The organism is Urechidicola sp. KH5, from assembly GCF_054661455.1.
The window spans coordinates 580,738-598,503 of sequence record NZ_BAAFSW010000001.1; the positions used below are offsets into that span (position 1 = coordinate 580,738).

The 17,766-nt window shown below is 36.1% G+C and carries 15 protein-coding genes; 5 read left to right on the forward strand and 10 right to left on the reverse strand.

From position 1 onward, the window contains the following. The 4 genes from ACYQ5R_RS02695 to ACYQ5R_RS02710 are packed head-to-tail and all read left to right on the forward strand — an operon-like array spanning position 1 to position 5,635. Positions 1-516: a DinB family protein gene (locus ACYQ5R_RS02695; protein ID WP_460189365.1), complete on the forward strand. Its 516-nt coding sequence runs from the start codon at positions 1-3 to the stop codon at positions 514-516. Positions 517-573: 57 nt separating this feature from the next. Continuing rightward, positions 574-2,949, forward strand: a complete 2,376-nt coding sequence (locus ACYQ5R_RS02700) for a penicillin acylase family protein (RefSeq protein WP_460189366.1) — start codon at positions 574-576, stop codon at positions 2,947-2,949. Positions 2,950-2,989: 40 nt separating this feature from the next. Continuing rightward, positions 2,990-4,642 (forward strand): sodium/sugar symporter, encoded by a 1,653-nt coding sequence (locus ACYQ5R_RS02705; RefSeq protein WP_460189367.1) that lies wholly within the window; start codon positions 2,990-2,992, stop codon positions 4,640-4,642. A gap of 9 nt (positions 4,643-4,651) precedes the next feature. Further along, the gene (locus tag ACYQ5R_RS02710) at positions 4,652-5,635 is read left to right on the forward strand and encodes a Gfo/Idh/MocA family protein (protein ID WP_460189368.1); all 984 of its coding nucleotides are present in this window, start codon (positions 4,652-4,654) and stop codon (positions 5,633-5,635) included. On the opposite strand, the gene ACYQ5R_RS02715 is transcribed toward ACYQ5R_RS02710, so the two are convergent. The 10 genes from ACYQ5R_RS02715 to ACYQ5R_RS02760 all read right to left on the reverse strand — a co-directional run bounded on the left by ACYQ5R_RS02715 (position 5,632) and on the right by ACYQ5R_RS02760 (position 15,906). Then, a complete protein-coding gene (locus ACYQ5R_RS02715; protein ID WP_460189369.1) occupies positions 5,632-5,853 on the reverse strand; it encodes a hypothetical protein in 222 nt (73 codons plus the stop codon). The two genes, ACYQ5R_RS02710 and ACYQ5R_RS02715, sit on opposite strands and share 4 nt — an antisense overlap. 275 nt (positions 5,854-6,128) lie before the next feature. Next, a complete protein-coding gene (locus tag ACYQ5R_RS02720) occupies positions 6,129-6,863 on the reverse strand; it encodes a 3-keto-disaccharide hydrolase (protein ID WP_460189370.1) in 735 nt (244 codons plus the stop codon). A gap of 13 nt (positions 6,864-6,876) precedes the next feature. Beyond that, positions 6,877-7,581 carry a gluconate 2-dehydrogenase subunit 3 family protein gene (locus ACYQ5R_RS02725; protein WP_460189371.1) on the reverse strand — a complete coding sequence of 235 codons (705 nt, stop codon included), beginning with the start codon at positions 7,579-7,581 and terminating at the stop codon, positions 6,877-6,879. Between the two features lie 8 nt (positions 7,582-7,589). Beyond that, entirely contained in the window at positions 7,590-9,308 is a 1,719-nt protein-coding gene (locus ACYQ5R_RS02730; protein WP_460189372.1) for a GMC family oxidoreductase, read from the reverse strand. Next, positions 9,309-10,361 (reverse strand): sugar phosphate isomerase/epimerase family protein, encoded by a 1,053-nt coding sequence (locus tag ACYQ5R_RS02735; protein ID WP_460189373.1) that lies wholly within the window; start codon positions 10,359-10,361, stop codon positions 9,309-9,311. Between the two features lie 12 nt (positions 10,362-10,373). Next, entirely contained in the window at positions 10,374-11,513 is a 1,140-nt protein-coding gene (locus ACYQ5R_RS02740; RefSeq protein WP_460189374.1) for a Gfo/Idh/MocA family protein, read from the reverse strand. Between the two features lie 20 nt (positions 11,514-11,533). Beyond that, positions 11,534-12,754, reverse strand: a complete 1,221-nt coding sequence (locus tag ACYQ5R_RS02745) for an MFS transporter (RefSeq protein ID WP_460189375.1) — start codon at positions 12,752-12,754, stop codon at positions 11,534-11,536. Positions 12,755-12,765: 11 nt separating this feature from the next. Next, entirely contained in the window at positions 12,766-13,746 is a 981-nt protein-coding gene (locus tag ACYQ5R_RS02750) for a sugar phosphate isomerase/epimerase family protein (protein ID WP_460189376.1), read from the reverse strand. Between the two features lie 30 nt (positions 13,747-13,776). Further along, positions 13,777-14,766: a sugar phosphate isomerase/epimerase family protein gene (locus tag ACYQ5R_RS02755; RefSeq protein WP_460189377.1), complete on the reverse strand. Its 990-nt coding sequence runs from the start codon at positions 14,764-14,766 to the stop codon at positions 13,777-13,779. Positions 14,767-14,886: 120 nt separating this feature from the next. Further along, on the reverse strand, positions 14,887-15,906 hold the full coding sequence (locus ACYQ5R_RS02760; RefSeq protein WP_460189378.1) for a helix-turn-helix transcriptional regulator: 1,020 nt from the start codon (positions 15,904-15,906) through the stop codon (positions 14,887-14,889). Between the two features lie 133 nt (positions 15,907-16,039). On the opposite strand from ACYQ5R_RS02760, the gene ACYQ5R_RS02765 reads away from it, so the two are divergent. Beyond that, the gene (locus ACYQ5R_RS02765; protein ID WP_460189379.1) at positions 16,040-17,764 is read left to right on the forward strand and encodes a GMC oxidoreductase; all 1,725 of its coding nucleotides are present in this window, start codon (positions 16,040-16,042) and stop codon (positions 17,762-17,764) included. Positions 17,765-17,766: the final 2 nt, after the last annotated feature.

Consider the following 17,766-nt stretch of genomic DNA (forward strand, 5'->3'; position numbering starts at 1 on the left):
ATGAATGTTTCAGTACTGCATACAACAGAGTACAATAACTTTTATCAAACCTATATTTCAAAGGTTCAAGAGCATGATTTGATTACTTGTTTAAACAACAATCTCAATTCAACTCTTGAGCTTTTGCAAGGGTTGACAGCAGAAAAATTTAATTTTGCCTATGCCGAAGGTAAGTGGACAATCAAAGAACTTTTGCAACACATTATTGATACCGAACGTATTTTTGCAATAAGAGCATTGCGTATTGCAAGAAATGACAAAACTATGTTACCAGGGTTTGATCAAGATGAGTTTAATGAGACTGCTGAAGCAAATTCTAAATTAAAACAAGATTTGATAGAAGATTATGCTGCTAGTAGACTCAATACTATAAGCCTTTTCAAATCTATTTCTTCAACCAATTTTGCAAACATTGGTGGAGCAAGCGGCAATCCGCTCACTGCAAGAGCTGCAGCATTTATTATTATTGGTCATGAAAACCATCATATAGAAATTCTAAAGTCACGTTACCTGTAACCAGTAATCATTCAGATAAATTAGTTACTTTTAGCTAGATTTTTAGCCTAACTATTTATGAAAAAACGAATCCTCACAATTTTGATAGTACTTACTGTGCTTATCATTTTGCTTGTATTTAGTGGATTTTTATTTAAAAGTAGCTTAGAACCAGATTATAAAGGCAGTCAAAAGCTTGCAAATCTCTCAGCAAGGACCTCTGTTTATTTTGATGATTATGGCATTCCTCACATCTATGCAGATAATGAATTAGATGCCCAAAGAGCTCTGGGTTTTGCTCATGCACAAGACAGATTGTGGCAAATGGAATTAATGCGACGTATTGCTCCCGGTAAATTATCTGAAATTTTTGGAGAAGTCGCAACAGAAAATGACAGACTATTTTTAAGTATGGGAATTGATGCTTATTCACAAAAATCTGTAGACGAATTAGATACTAATAGCGAAACTTACAAATTGGCAGCTGCCTATATAGACGGCATCAATCAATTTATAGAAGAAGGTCCTACCCCTATTGAATTCTATATTCTCGGTATTGATAAAACACCATTTACTTTAAAAGACACCTATAATATTGTGGGATATATGGCATTTAGTTTTGCAATGGCACACAAAACCGACCCCGTATTATCTAAATTACAAGCCACTCTTGGCGAAGATTATTTAAAGGAATTAGAAATCGAAATTCCTGCAAACACCACATTAATTAAAAACTTCAATCCCGCAACCACAGAAATTGCAACGGCATTAAATAAAATAACCAGTAACGCTTTTGCCCCTCCTTTTATAGGGAGTAATAGTTGGATTGTAAATGGTGAAAAATCATCAACAGGTAAAGTATTGTTCGCAAATGATCCGCATATAGCATTTGCTTCTCCATCCGTTTGGTACGAAGCACATGTAAACACACCAACATATGAAGGTTATGGTTATTACATGGCAGGTGTACCATTTCCTTTGCTAATGCACAATCGCGATTTTGCCTATGGTCTAACAATGTTCGAAAATGATGATATCGACTTTTATTTAGAACAGCCAAATAAAGACAATAAAAACCAATACAAGTTTAAAGAAGAATTCTTGAACTACAACAAGAATTCATATACTGTAAAAGTTAAAGATGGAGAAGACCTTAACTTTAATGTTCGCTCTACCGTTCATGGCCCAATTATGAACGATGCGATTGGTCAAATCAAAACATCGTATCCGGTGAGCATGTCATGGATTTACACCAAACATCCAAATAAATTATTACAAGCAGTACATGCAATGTCTCGGGCAAAATCTCTGGAAGATGTGAAAAATGGTGCCTCAAAAATTCACGCTCCAGGTTTAAACATAATGTATGGAGATGCAAACGGAAATGTTGCTTGGTGGGCTGCTGGATTATTATACAAACTACCCGAAGGGAGTAACACTAAAATGTATTTAGACGGCAGTGGCTCTCAAGAAATTCAAGAATTTTTAGATTTTTCACAAAATCCCCAAGCAATCAATCCTAAATGGAATTATGTATATTCTGCAAACAACCAACCAGATTCAATTGCAGGCATATTATACCCAGGCTATTATTTACCTGAAGACCGCGGGAGACGTATAGTTGAACTTTTAGAGCCAAATAACAATTGGTCTATAGAAGATTTTATGCAGATGATAAATGACACAAAATCTGCAGTAGCTACTCACGTTGTAGCCGATGCGTACAACACCATAAATGGTTTAGATCTTTCTCAAGAAGAACGTAAAGCATTAAATATATTAAAAGATTGGGATGGAGATTTCAATAAGGAAGGAATTGCACCTACTATATACATTAGATTCATGTATAAGTTTATGGCGAATACTTTTGAAGATGAGTTAGGAGAAGAGGTGTTTAAAGATTTTATCAATACCCACTTAATGAAGCGCATGATTGCTGCACAAATGACAAAAGATACATCCATTTGGTTTAACAATATTCACACAACTCAGTTAGAAGATAAAACAAGCATTGTATATAAGTCTTTAAAAGATGCACTAGAAGCTCTAGAAGAACAACTAGGAGAAGACATGAATAGTTGGACATGGGATCGAGTACATCTATTAGAACATGAACATCCATTAGGCACTGTTAAACTATTTAGACCGTTTTTTAACGTAGGGTCTTTTCCGATTCAGGGGTCTAGTGGAGTGATAAACAATCTTAAAACACATTATAATGATGAAGGGTATTATAAAGTAAATGCTGGCCCTTCTACTAGACGAATTGTTGACTTTGCAGATGTAGAAAACAGCATGAGCATTTTACCAACTGGAAATTCAGGAAATCCGTTTAGTAAATACTATAAAGATCAATCGCAAAAATACAACGCGGGCGAATTCAGAAAAATGAAAATGAATAAAGAAGAAATTGAAAAGGTATCAACACTATTGGTTTTGAAACCGAAAAATTAACGTACATTAACAAAAACTTTAAAAACAACTTAATTAAATTATGAACTCTAATTTTGAAACATTAGACTACGTCATTTTTATCGCTTACGCTATTTTAATCCTAGGAGTAGGACTTTGGGTATCAAGAGATAAAAAAGGACATCAAAAAAATGCAGAAGATTATTTCTTAGCAAGTAAATCTTTGCCTTGGTGGGCCATTGGTGCATCGTTAATTGCTGCCAATATTTCTGCAGAGCAGTTTATTGGTATGTCAGGTTCTGGTTTTGCATCAGGGTTAGCAATTGCATCGTATGAGTGGATGGCGGCTCTTACCTTAATTATTGTTGGTAAATTCTTCTTACCAATCTTTATCGAAAAAGGATTGTACACCATTCCTGAATTTGTAGAAAAACGATTCTCAACGAACCTAAAAACTATTCTTGCAGTATTCTGGATAGCCTTATACGTATTTGTAAACTTGGCTTCTGTATTGTATTTAGGTGCTTTAGCACTTGAAACAATTATGGGAATCAAAATGATTTACGGTGTTATTGGATTAGCCTGTTTTGCTGCTGCATACTCGTTATATGGAGGATTATCTGCAGTTGCTTGGACCGATGTAATTCAAGTAGTTTTCTTAGTACTTGGTGGTTTAGTAACAACGTATTTAGCCTTAAATACTGTTTCTGGAGGCGAAGGTGTAATTGCTGGTTTACAAACAGTTTATGACCAGGTTCCAGAACGTTTTGCCATGATATTAGATGAATCTAATCCTGAGTTTAAAAACTTACCAGGTATTGGAGTTCTTGTTGGTGGTATGTGGGTTGCAAACTTATATTACTGGGGATTCAACCAGTATATCATACAACGTACATTAGCTGCAAAATCTTTAAAAGAAGCTCAAAAGGGTATCTTGTTAGCAGCATTCTTAAAATTATTAATTCCACTAATTGTTGTAATTCCTGGTATTGCAGCATATGTAATGGTAAACGATCCAGAAATTATGGCGAGTTTAGGAGAAGCAGGTATGCAAAACTTACCTTCTGCAGACCAAGCAGATAAAGCTTATCCATGGCTATTACAATTCCTACCTGTCGGTCTTAAAGGAATTGCATTTGCCGCATTGGCTGCTGCAATTGTATCTTCTTTAGCATCTATGTTAAATTCTACTTCTACCATCTTTACTATGGATATCTATAAGCAATATATGAATCCAAATGCCTCAGACAAGCAAACTGTTGGTGTAGGTAGATTATCTGCAGCAGTTGCCTTAGTAATTGCTTCTATTATGGCGCCACTTTTAGGAGGTATCGATCAAGCATTCCAATTCATTCAAGAATATACAGGAGTTGTGAGTCCAGGTATTTTAGCCGTATTCATTTTAGGTTTATTCTGGAAAAAAACAACAAACCGCGGAGCAATTGTTGGTGCATTAGTATCTATTCCTATTGCATTATACTTTAAAGTAGCTCCTAAAGGTTGGTCTGATGCTGCTATTTTTGTAGATGTACCATTTATGGATCAGATGGGATATACAGCCTTATTAACAATGGTGGTTATTGCCTTAGTAAGTTTTGCTCAAAACAAAGGTGCTGAAGATGCCAAAGGAATAACATTAAGTAAGAGCATATTTAAAACATCTCCAGTATTTAATATTGGTGCATTTACAGTAATGATTATATTAACGGTGTTATACGCTTTATTCTGGAGCTAAAATCATCTTATGAATCATAAAAATTATAACTGGGGCATTATTGGTTGTGGAGGCATAGCCAATAAATTTGCCCCAGATTTGGTTTTAAACTCATCTGCTAGTATAGGAGCCGTAGCTTCAAGATCTCTTGAGAAAGCCCAAGCTTTTGCCGATAAACATGGCGCAAAAAAAGCCTATGACAGCTATCAAGAGCTTTTTAAAGACCCAACAATTGATATTGTATATATCGCTACACCTCATGTTTCACATGCTACTTTAAGTATTGAAGCACTCAAACATGGCAAACACGTACTTTGCGAAAAACCACTTGCAATTAATGCTAAAGAAACTGAAGCAATTATTGCTGCTGCAAAAAAGCAGAAACGCTTTTTTATGGAAGCCCTTTGGACGTGTTTTAACCCTACATTTTTAAAAGTAAAATCTCTAATTGATGATAGTCACATTGGGGCGATTCAATACATCAATGCTGATTTTGCATTTAAATCGAACCACCCTATAGAAGGACGATTGTTTAATATAAATTTAGGTGGAGGTGCTTTATTAGATATTGGTATATACCCAGTATTTTTAAGCTATGCCTTATTAGGTAAACCAAAGAACATTAGAGCTAATTCTAAATTTCACGAGCAAACAGGTTGTGATATTCAAACTTCAATCATTCTTCAATATGACAATGCACAAGCTATTTTATATTGCGGCTTGACTTCAAATTCTGATATGATAGCACGAATAAGTGCAACTGATGGTAATATTCATATTGAAGATAGATGGCACCAATCTGACCATTACACAGTTATCAAAGAGCATGAAAACTGCACCTATCACTTACCTAAAACTGGTGGAGGTTATTTTCATGAGATTGAAGAATGTCATAAATGTCTTGATAACAATCAAATTGAAAGTAAACTCTGGAGCCACCAAAATAGTCTTGAACTCATTACGTTACTCGATGAAATCAGAGAACAAATAGGTCTTAAATACCCACAAGACTAATTTAATCTGCATACCCAAAGATTTCTATAACTCACTCTACTATAACCTACATGATCCTCAAGATAAATTGGAGCTTGAGACGTGTCTTTAATCTCATAGTGATCTTGAATCAACACACCATTGTGCAAAACAGTGATCGCTCCAGACTTTGTCTTTTTGCCATTTTTATCAAATTGTGGAGCAGGATTACCATTGTTCTCTCTTTTACATGATTCCAAATTACTGCCATCAAACAGGACAACGGCATCAGATGGAACACTTGTCTCGGAATGAACTTTAATCGCTGGTACTTAAGGTTTGTAAACCTGCTTTTCTTATAGCTTTTTTGACTCTTCAACCTCTTGATGTATCCAAAATAGCCCTACATATAAAAACCTAGAATAAGGCATAAAAAAATCTGTTTCATATGCTAAATGATTTGCTATAAATGTAAAAAAAGCACCTCAATTCATAAGGTGCTTTCTCAGTTTGATTAATTAATTCAAATACATCCTTAATCCAACCTTTTTATTTTAATATCGCGATACCAAACAATATCTGAGTGGTCTTGTAAACCAATATGCCCTTCTGGGTATTTCCCAAAACCTTCCCAATCTTTAAATTTTGAATTCGCTACAAGAGCATCCCAACCTTCGCCATGCACCGGAAATTTTACAATCTCAGTATCATTTAGCACAACGCTACCTTTATTGTTGGTATGATCTACAGTCAGCACAACTTTATTCCATTCTCCTGCAGGATTGCATACGTCATGTTCTGGCTGCACCATATCATACAAAGCACCTGCTTGGTGAAACTTTGGATTTGCTTTCGCATCAGGATGAAGCTCGTTATCTAACACCTGAATTTCAGGTCCTGTTTGATAAGCTTCTGGATATTTTTCATCTTCAAAAACTCCCCAAAAAATACCACTATTTCCAGCTTCAGATATCTTCCATTCTAATGATAAAACAAAACTTTTGAATTTTTCTTTTGTGATAATATTCTTACCTCCTTTTTCACCTGGAGTAAACTTCATAGCATTACCATCAATAGACCATTCTGGATGCATACCATCATGCAAATAGCCTTTCCATTGATCAAAATTAGAACCATCAAACAAGGTAATCCAATCTTCTACAGGTTTTACTTCTAAAACCTCAACTTCAGTTGTTACCTCTTGTTTCTTTTCTTTTGCACAGCCTATTAATGCTAAAGCTGCAACTACACTAAAAACTATTTTTCGCATTTTACAAATATGATTAGCTTATTAAATTTCCATTTTCATCCCATTGAGCAATATCTCCACGTTTAGACTGATCAACACACTTGTCTAACCACTCTTTATCATATGATAACCCATGTTCTTTTAACACTTCTTCTGGTACACCATCCCAAACTGTTGGCGAATTACCTTTATAGCCTAAATCCTCAATTCCCATTTTCGATGTAAAATAACCAGTCATAGTTAAATTACGAACTGTACTAAAAAAGGAAGCCCCTTGTTGTAATTCTGGTGCCACTTTATTAGGAAATGCTATTTGATCACAAATTGAAAGTTGTTCACTTTCTGTACAGTCAATAAATGCTTTTCCATTAATTCTATTGCTGAATGCATCTAACCACATAACACCTCCTCTAATGGGTGTTTGATGGTACGGCATATCTTTAACAATAAACTCTATAAATTCTGGAACACCTGCATCTGTTGCAGAACCAAAAGAACTGTTCTTAGGCAATATAATATCACTCAAAGTGGCAATGGTTAACAACTCGTGTTCCGTAAAAAAAGTTTCTGAAACTAATTTACTATCCCGTTTTTTCTCCGGTTCGGTTCTACCGTAAACTGGTAGTTCCAACCCCTTGGAAGTTTCAGAAAAAGTACTAGTATCAGAACAACTATTTAAAGCCAATCCTGCAGCTACAGAACCAAGGAATAATGATTTTATCGTATCTCTTCTATCCATAACAAACTTTAAATATTTTGTTTCTTTAATTCTTCTATAATATGGTCACATGCCCTCCAAGACAGCGCTAAAATAGTCCATGTTGGATTCTTATCTGCTTGAGACACAAATGGACCTCCATCAACTACATACACATTCTCCACATCATGTAATCTTTGAAATTTATTGGTAACTGAAGTCTTTGGATTGTTACCCATACGCGTGGTTCCCACTTCATGAATTATACGCCCTGGCGCAAGCAATCCATGATCGCTTTCAGCTGTAGGCTTATCTCCAATGAGCACACCACCCATACCTTCTAAAACTTCTTCAAATGTATCGTGCATGTGTTTGGCTTGTTTGCGCTCATAATCCGTCCAATTGTAGTGGAATCTCAATACAGGAATACCCCATTCATCTACCTTGTCAGGATCAATCTCACAATAATTAGACTCCATAGGAACACTCTCTCCTCTTCCTGAGACCCCAATCAAAGACCCATAAAATCTTTTAACATCGTCTCTAAGAGAATCGCCATATCCACCTATTTCTCCTCCAACATATTCATTCAACCAATTCGGACTAAATCCAAAACCATAAGAAGGCATTCCCATACCTCCCCATACTTCTATGTGATATCCTCTTGGAAAATCAAGTTTCTTATTATTACCCCACCATGGTGTATAAACATGCATACCGCCAACACCATCTTCATTGTAAATCTTACGATTCATTAATTCAGGCACAAAAGCCATACGATCTGTTCCAGTAGAATCATGTAAATATTTACCAATGAGTCCACTACTATTACCAAGTCCGTCTTTATGAACCTTACTCTTAGAATTCAATAAAATTCTCGCAGAACTACATGCGGAAGCTGCTAGCACAACTACCTTTGCTGCTAACTTGTATTCTTTTCTATCGTGTTTATTAATAAAAATTACTCCCGTAGCTTTTCCACTTTCATCAGTAGTAACTTCTCGCACCATTGAATCTGTATAAAGCCTAATTTGACCTCCGGCCTTTTGAGCAGGAAATACCAAGCAAGAACCAGAAGAAAAATCGGCATAAACACTACAAGACCTATTACACTGCCCACAATAAAAACAAACACCTCTATCATTGTTTATTTTTTTTGTAAGAATTGATAATCTAGAAGGAATTACGGGAATACCCGCTTTACGCGCTCCTTTAATATAATACAGTTCGTGCAATCTAGGTTTTGGTGGAGGCAAGAAAAACCCATCTGGTTCGTTAGGTAAATTTTCTTTACTACCAAAGACACCTATCAACTTATCAACTTTATCGTAATATGGTTTTACGTCCTCGTATGAAATAGGCCAATCCTCTCCTAACCCATCCATACTTTTTCGCTTAAAATCCAATGGCCCAAAACGCAGAGAGATACGCCCCCAGTGATTGGTTCTACCTCCTAACATTCGAGATCGAAACCAATCGAAACTAGTTCCTCCTTTACGTGTGTAGGGTTCTCCATCTATTTCCCAACCTCCATAAGCCGCATCAAAATCACCAAAGGCACGGGTAGTTCCAGCCCCTCTTCTTGGTGACTCATAAGGCCATTTCAATTGGGTTTGATGTTCAGGATTTGCAGGGTCAAAATAAGGACCAGCCTCAATAACAGCAATATTTAATCCGGCTTCAGATAATACTTTAGTCGCCATACCACCGCCGGCTCCCGAACCGACGATTATGACATCAAATTTTTCAGTGGGTTCAAGTATCTGCATTTACAATCCTAATATTTTTTTCAAAGTTTCTTTATCAATTTCTGCACCAGCAAAATCATCAAAAGTTTTCTCTGTTGCTTCAATAATGTGTTTTTGAATAAATCCAGCACCTTCTCGTGCTCCTTGCTCAGGCGATTTCATACAGCATTCCCATTCCATTACAGCCCAAACATCACAATTATATTGGGTTAACTTTGAGAAAATAGTTTTAAAATCTACTTGACCATCACCCAATGATCTAAATCTACCAGCACGATCAATCCAATCTGAGTACCCTCCATACACACCTTGTCTACCTGTAGGATTAAATTCGGCATCTTTTACATGGAACGCTTTAATAAACTCATAATAATGATCAATAAATGAAATGTAATCTAAGCCTTGTAATACATAATGACTAGGGTCGTATAACATATTAACTCGCTTATGATCTCCTGTAGCCTTTAAAAAGCGTTCAAAAGAAACTCCATCGTGTAAATCTTCTCCAGGATGAATCTCATAACACACATCTACACCTTGCTCATCAAAATGATTTAAAATAGGCAACCATCTTTTGGCCAATTCTTCGAAACCCATTTCAACAAGACCTGCTGGTCTTTGAGGCCAAGGGTAAACAGTATGCCAGAGTAAAGCTCCTGAAAATGTGGCATGTGCTTTAATACCTAAATTTTTACTAGCAGTAGCTGCCTTTTTAACAACATCTATTGCCCACTCTGTTCGAGCTTTAGGATTATTCTTTACTGCGACTGGAGCAAAGTTGTCGAACATTACATCATAGGCTGGATTTACAGCAACCAACTGCCCCTGCAAATGGGTTGACAATTCTGTAATTTCTAATCCGCACGAATTTATTGTTCCTTTTAACTCATCGCAGTAGGTTTTACTTTCTGCTGCTTTATCAATATCTATTAAGAAATTTTCCCAAGTTGGAATCTGTATTCCTTTATATCCTAAATCTGCAGCCCATTTACACATACCTTCTAAAGTATTAAATGGTGCTTCACTATCTACAAACTGCGCTAAAAATACCGCAGGTCCTTTAATTGTTTTCATTGGTTGACTTGTTTAATCTTCTACTTTTACCCAAACATTTCCTTTGGCATTAGACTCAACAGTTTTTTCAATAAAACTCATACCTCTAACTCCATCCCGCATGGTTGGAAATTCCCCAGAATTATAGGTCTCTCCTCTAATTGCTCTGGCAGTACCTTTGTAAATATTACCCATAGCATCAAAAATTCCTTCTGGATGTCCAGGAGGTAACTTTGTGCCGTCTAAAGACAATTCACTGTTATAAGCATGTCCTGGTTTAAATACCTGCAACGGCTTATCATCACTTAGTACATATAAATAATTTGGATTTTCTTGTTCCCAACGCAATCCACCTTTATCGCCATAAATAGCTATGGTAATTCCGTTTTCTTCTCCTGTTGCTACTTGACTTGAACGAATTATACCTTTTACATGCTCAGACATTCTAATTAAAATAGAAGCATCTATATCCATTTTATTATCGCCATATAAGTAATTGAAATCAGCTAAAATGGTATCTACTGTTAAACCTGTAGTAAACTCTACAAGATTAAAAGCATGCACTCCAATATCTCCGACGCAACAACTAATTCCTGCCTTTTCAGGATCTAATCGCCATGTTGATTTACGTTTTTCTTCATCGTGAATAATTGGATTGATCCACCCCTGATAATACTGAGCGTCAACTTTGTGAATCTTACCTATAGCACCAGCTTTAATCATTTCACGCATTTGACGTACCATTGGATATCCTGTATACGTATGTGTTAAGGCAAAAACAGTACCTGACTTTTCTAAAGCAGCTTCTAAAATCTTTGCTTCTTCAAAAGTTGTAGTCATTGGTTTTTCGCAAATTACATTAAATCCGGAATCAATTAACTTTTTTGCCATTGGAAAATGTAAGAAGTTTGGTGTTAATATAGACACCACCTGCATACGTTGATCTTCTGGAAGCTTTGATTCTTCTTCTACCATCGTATCGAAATCAACATAAATCCTATCTGTTGCAATTCCAATTTCTTTTGCAAACCCAACATTTGCTTCGAAGTCTGGATTAAAAACACCTCCAACAACTTCATATTGATCAAACATGGCTGCAGCCACACGATGTAACACTCCAATAAGAGAGTCACCTCCTCCTCCTAATATTCCTAATCTTATTTTATTAATCATTTTATATCTCTCAAATTTTATTAATGATCTTGGGCTACTCTACCCGCTTCTACTTTTTTGCGCATAACAAGTAACACACTAAAACACACCACCAACACTATTGGAAAATAGACGATTTTACCCAGAGTTGCTTGACCTGCAACTAGTTCTGCGGCTTCTTCAGCAACACCACTTGCCAAGGCCTCTGATCTAGCATCATCTAACCATGAACCAATAACTGGTTGCCAAATACCTGTTGCAAACATTCCTGCTCCACCTATAATAGACATTCCTAATGCTCCTGTTTTCGGTACATATTCTGCAATAAATCCAATCATTGTAGGCCAGAAATACATAACTCCAACTGCAAATAAAACTGCTGAAAAATACACCATGTTACCGGTAGAAATACTCATAAGATAAATAGCTAATACAGATATGATGGATGAAACCCATAATACTTTAGGAGGACTTAGGGTATGAATTACCGGACCTGCAAAGAAACGTCCAACAGCCATTAATCCAGTTATCATAGCTAAGATTAACATTGGATGTGCTCCCGAATTCCCTAGAATTTTTTCCACCCATTGCTGTGTTCCTAACTCCGTTGTAGCAGTTAATGTCATACACAACACCATGAAAATAAATAATGGTGATAAAAGTGCTTTGGCATTTTCTTGAGTGTTCGAAACGATGTTCTCGCTTGTTGGAAATTTTTGCCTGAAAAATAATATTCCATAAAGAATTGTTGGAATAATCATAACGCCAATTTGCATTTGCCAACTCATAGCGGCATCCGTCATGAATTTAGAAACTAACGCTCCGATTACGATACCTCCTGGAAACCAAACATGAAACTTATTTAACATAGTAGTCCTGTTAGTTGTATACATATCAGTAATCATTGGATTACAAGCGGCTTCAACAGAACCATTGGCAAAGCCAATAAAGAAAGTTGAAATTAAAAGTGTCCAGAAACCACCAGCATAAATGGTCATAACCAACCCAACTAAATGCGAAATAAAAGCAATCAACATCAACTTTTTAGGTCCTAATGAGTTGTAAACCAAACCGCCAAATATTGTTGCAATTGGAAATCCAAAAAAGGCCATACTGTTTACAAAACCTAATTCCCTATCACTTAATCCAAAATCTACACCTAATTGCGATAAAATACCTGCTCTAATAGCAAAGGTCATAGCGGTTACAACAAGTGAAATACATGCTGCTAGGAAAAGTCTATTCTTGTTTATATTTTCCATTCTAATTATTTTTATTTAGCCATTTCTGCGGCGATAGTTTGTAATAATTCTTTCGTTGCTAAAACTCCTTCTTTTTCTCCTAAACGCTGACCTTCGTACTCAACACCAATGTATCCAGTATATCCAGCATCTTTAACAATTTGCAATAATTTTCTGTAATCCATTTTAGTTTCGTTACCAGCTTCATCAAAATCATAAGACTTTGCACTCACACCTTTTGCATAAGGCATTAACTCTTCTGTTCCTTTATATCTATTGTAATCTACTTTACAATTATCTCTAGGGTGACCATCTATACAAAAGTTTCCGAAGTCTGGTAACGTACCGCAATTTGGCATATTAATTTCAGCCATAACCGTAGCCAATTTTCCTGCATCTGAAGAAATACCTCCATGATTTTCTACAATTACATTAATATTTTTAGAAGCTCCATATGCAGCTAATCTACCCAAACCATCAACAGAATTTGCATGCCACTCAGCCGGATCAACATTTCTAGTTGGTGCTAGATTTACTCTAACAGAAGTACAACCTAAAACAGCTGCTGCATCAATCCACATCTTGTGATTTTCTATTGCCTCATCTCTTTTTGACTTTTTAGGCGAAGCTAAATCCCCTTCTCTATCCACCATTATTAGTACATTGGTTACACCGTGCTTATCACTCTCAGCTTTTAGTTTTAGTGCCAATTCAGCAATCTTTTCCTTTTTATTTCCTTCAGAAAAATACGGTTTATACAATTGGCTTACATATTCAATTGCATCAATTCCAAGCTCTTTAGAAATCTTAGCAAAATCCATAGGATCTGCTTCACCTCCTCTAAAAGCTCGGTTTAAAGACCATTGTGCCAGAGAAATTTTAAAGAATGGTTCAACTGTTTGCTCTTCTTTAACAGTAACCTCAACTTTCTTTTCTTCTTTCTTTTCACAAGCTACCACCATTGTAATAGCCAATAGCAGTAATACTGATTTAGATAATACGTTTTTAATCATTTTTTGAATTATTATTTTTTAATTTGATTTTTATGTTAACTGATTTACCACCTTAAGTAACAGTTCTTTTGTAGTCAAAATACCTTCTTCTTCAGACAATCTATTGCCCTCATATTCTACTCCTACGAATCCTTTAAATCCTGAATCTTTTACAATTTGCATCATTTTTACAAAATCAATAGTTGTTTCAAAACCAGCTTCATTGAAGTCATGTGCCTTTGCACTTACTCCTTTTGCAAAAGGCATCAATTCTTCGGTTCCTTTATAAATATCATATTGCTCTATACAGTTTCCACCCCAGCGTTGTCCGTTATCATTTCTAACACAAAAATTTCCAAAATCTGGAAGCGATCCACAGTTACTCATATTAATTTCAGCTAATACTTTTGCAACTTTCCCAGCATCAGAAGATAAACCTCCATGGTTTTCTACAATTACGTTTATATTACTTTTTGCAGCGTACTCTGCCAATCTTCCCATTCCATCTACCGACCCATCGTGCCATGCCTGCTCATCTTTTTCTCCCTCGTCTCCAAACAAATTGACCCTAATTGAACTACACCCCATTTCAGCAGCTGCATCAACCCATGAAGTATGTTGTGCGATAGTAGCATCTCGAATCGACTTATCTGATACTGATAAATCTCCCTCATGATCAATCATAATCATAACATTTTCAATACCAACATCATCACTTCTCAATTTTAACTCTTTAGCCAACTTTTGAATAGAAGCTAACCTGTTATTCTTATCAATCTGATATAATTGATTTACATACTCAACTCCTTCAAACCCCATTGACTTTGCCTTTTTTGCAAAATCAAAAGCAGACAATGTTTTTGCATCTCTAATGGCTTTATGAAAAGACCACTGCGCCAAAGACAACTTAAAAAATGGTGCTGACTCCTTAATGATTTCAATAGCATCTGAACTCTTTTTAGAGGTACAAGCATACATACCAAGCACAGAGAGTGCCAATCCAGATTGCGCCGATTTAGTAATAAAAGCTCTACGCTTCATACACAATTTAGTTCTTATAGTTAATTTGTGAGTGAAGATAGTATTTAGAATCGTGAATATTGTTTGTTTTTATTCAGTGAAAGAATTTATACAAACCCAAAAGAACACCTTAAACAGCTGCTAAACGGCAATAGATTCTTTTTTTTTATACTCTAGAGGCGTGCACTTTTCATGTCTTTTAAAAACAGTCGAAAAATATTGCCCAGTTGCAAAACCACAAGTATATGCAACTTGCGCTACGGTAAGTTCGGGGTTCTCGAGCAGAACCGATTTAGACAACTCTAGTCTTCGCATAGTTAAATAACGCATAGGCGTTAAGTTTGTTAATTTCTTACAATGATGTGTAAATCGTGTTAAACCAACACCGGCAGAATCAGCCATCGTCTCAATAGTCCACGCTTCAGAAAGTTTACTTTCCAGCTCTTTAAGAAACAATTGTACACTTCTAGAACTATCCGTAAGAGATTCATTTAAAACAACCTCATTAGTATCTAATAATTCTAAAATCGCCAACAACAATTCGTTTATTATCAATCGTATTTTAGAAGCATTACTTCCATTAACATCTGTTTCAACAACCTTACCTAACGCTTGAAAACAAGCCGCAATCTTCTTATTACTTTTCCACAACCATTTGTCGTCATGCCTTAATAATTGCGTTAATCTAAATAAATCATCTTCAGTTAACATAATCCAATCTGGCCATTGCCATTTTTGATGTGGTCTACGTACCCCTAAGTCAATAATTACCCAGTAAAATTTACCCATACCTATATTAGGAGCTCCAACTTTATGCGCCTCCCATGGCCTAGTAATTGTAATGTGGTTTGGCAACAACTTTACTTGCTCATCTCCTTGAGCATAAGGCATTGAACCAGACTCTAAAAAATGTATTTCAATCCCCTCATTTCGATGCCAATCTAACCCCCAATCTTGAGGTTCATCAGCATCCCAATATCCAATAGAACTAATACCTCGAGTATCGCTTGTCAAACGATCTCCAGGATAGGTATATCTAGCCAAAGCTTTAAACTTTAACTTCCTTCTTTCAACTGCATCAATTAAAGGCAAACAGGTGTCTGCATGATACACTATATCATCTGCAATATAGGGTTGTATTTTCTGTACATTTATTTTCACTGAAAAAATTTGAACAATAAAGCAATGCAAAATAATTAATTTGCCCGTTATAAGAAACATTTAACACATTTTTCAAAAAGAATTTCATTTCTTGGGTTTCTTATTTTTCAGGACTTAAATAACTATTTTAAAGATGACAGAAAATTCAACTGTAAAAACCAATGAAATTTACGATGCCATTGTAATTGGCTCCGGAATTTCAGGAGGATGGGCAGCAAAAGAACTTTGCGAAGGAGGATTAAAGACGTTGGTTTTAGAACGTGGACGAATGATTAAGCATATTGAGGATTACCCAACCATGAATATGGATCCATGGGATTTCCCCAATAGACAGCAAAAAACGAAAGAAGTCAAGGAGCGAAAATATAAGCAAGATAGAACCGGCTATGTAACAGATCCTTCTTCTGAGCATTTCTTTGTTGACGATATAGACCACCCGTATAGTGAGACCAAACGTTTTGACTGGATTAGAGGTTATCATGTTGGAGGGCGCTCAATTACTTGGGGGCGTCATTGCTATAGATGGAGTGCTCGCGACTTTGAAGAAAATAAACTAGATGGTAATGGAGTAGATTGGCCAATTAGGTATCACGACATTTCTCCATGGTACGATAAAGTTGAAGAATATATTGGTGTACAAGGTCAGAATATGGATATCAAACCTTTACCTAATGGTAAGTATTCACCTCCGTTTGGATTTAACTGTGTAGAAGAACATTTTGCTGATGCAGTGGCTGATTCTTTTGATGATGGAAGGATAATTGCGCATGCAAGAACTGCTCATAAAACTGGAGATGCGGTTCACGAAGGTAGAAGCAATTGTCAGTTTAGAAACAGATGTATGAGAGGATGTCCGTTTGGAGGGTACTTTAGTTCTGTTTCTTCTACTTTACCAGCTGCAGAAAGAACTGGAAATATGGTGTTGCGCCCTAATTCTATTGTTCATGAAATAATTTATGACGATAGTAAAAAAATTGCAACTGGAGTTCGCGTAATTGATGCTGTTACTAAAGAAAAAACCGAGTATAAGGCAAAAGTAATTTTCTGCTGTGCTTCTGCGGTTAATTCAACAGCTATTTTAATGCAATCTAAATCTGACAGGTTCCCTAATGGTTTAGGAAATGATAGTGGAGAATTAGGTCACAATCTAATGGACCACCATTTTAAAGTTGGTGCATCTGCGAAAGTTTCTAAAGAATTTAATGATAAATATTACAAAGGGCGTAAACCTGCAGGTTTCTACATTCCTAGATTTGTGAACCTTGGTGGAAAAACTGACAAAGATTATGTAAGAGGTTTTGGTTACCAAGGAGGAGCAAGTAGATCTGGATGGAACAGAACTGTTGCAGAACTTTCTTATGGTGATGATTTAAAGAAAGAACTTTTAAAACCAGGAGACTGGTCTATAGGTATGACTGCTTTTGGCGAGTGCTTACCTTACCACGAAAACAAAATGACACTAGATTATGATAATCTTGATCAATGGGGACTGCCTACCGTTAATTTTGATTGCGAGTGGAAAGAAAACGAATTTAAAATGCGTGAAGACATGAAAAATGAAGCAGTTGCTATGTTAGAGGCTGCAGGATTTGAAGATGTACACGGTTGGGACGGTATGAGTTACCCAGGTTTGGGGATTCATGAAATGGGAACTGCTAGAATGGGTAGAGACCCTAAAACTTCGGTATTAAACAAATACAATCAGGTGCATACTTGTAAAAATGTATATGTTACAGACGGGGCTTGTATGACCTCTGCTGCTTGCCAGAACCCTTCATTAACTTATATGGCGCTTACTGCTAGAGCAGCTGAGCACGCAATTAAACAATTAAAAAACAACAGTTTTAAAAACGCATAATT

What these genes read in the sequence shown, in the direction of transcription:
- ACYQ5R_RS02735 (WP_460189373.1), bottom strand. Translation starts at nt 10,361, where the DNA reads ATGAAAACAATTAAAGGACCTGCGGTATTTTTAGCGCAGTTTGTAGAT.
- ACYQ5R_RS02725 (WP_460189371.1), bottom strand. Translation starts at nt 7,581, where the DNA reads ATGGATAGAAGAGATACGATAAAATCATTATTCCTTGGTTCTGTAGCT.
- ACYQ5R_RS02705 (WP_460189367.1), top strand. Translation starts at nt 2,990, where the DNA reads ATGAACTCTAATTTTGAAACATTAGACTACGTCATTTTTATCGCTTAC.
- ACYQ5R_RS02700 (WP_460189366.1), top strand. Translation starts at nt 574, where the DNA reads ATGAAAAAACGAATCCTCACAATTTTGATAGTACTTACTGTGCTTATC.
- ACYQ5R_RS02765 (WP_460189379.1), top strand. Translation starts at nt 16,040, where the DNA reads ATGACAGAAAATTCAACTGTAAAAACCAATGAAATTTACGATGCCATT.
- ACYQ5R_RS02730 (WP_460189372.1), bottom strand. Translation starts at nt 9,308, where the DNA reads ATGCAGATACTTGAACCCACTGAAAAATTTGATGTCATAATCGTCGGT.
- ACYQ5R_RS02710 (WP_460189368.1), top strand. Translation starts at nt 4,652, where the DNA reads ATGAATCATAAAAATTATAACTGGGGCATTATTGGTTGTGGAGGCATA.
- ACYQ5R_RS02740 (WP_460189374.1), bottom strand. Translation starts at nt 11,513, where the DNA reads ATGATTAATAAAATAAGATTAGGAATATTAGGAGGAGGAGGTGACTCT.
- ACYQ5R_RS02755 (WP_460189377.1), bottom strand. Translation starts at nt 14,766, where the DNA reads ATGAAGCGTAGAGCTTTTATTACTAAATCGGCGCAATCTGGATTGGCA.
- ACYQ5R_RS02720 (WP_460189370.1), bottom strand. Translation starts at nt 6,863, where the DNA reads ATGCGAAAAATAGTTTTTAGTGTAGTTGCAGCTTTAGCATTAATAGGC.
- ACYQ5R_RS02695 (WP_460189365.1), top strand. Translation starts at nt 1, where the DNA reads ATGAATGTTTCAGTACTGCATACAACAGAGTACAATAACTTTTATCAA.
- ACYQ5R_RS02745 (WP_460189375.1), bottom strand. Translation starts at nt 12,754, where the DNA reads ATGGAAAATATAAACAAGAATAGACTTTTCCTAGCAGCATGTATTTCA.
- ACYQ5R_RS02750 (WP_460189376.1), bottom strand. Translation starts at nt 13,746, where the DNA reads ATGATTAAAAACGTATTATCTAAATCAGTATTACTGCTATTGGCTATT.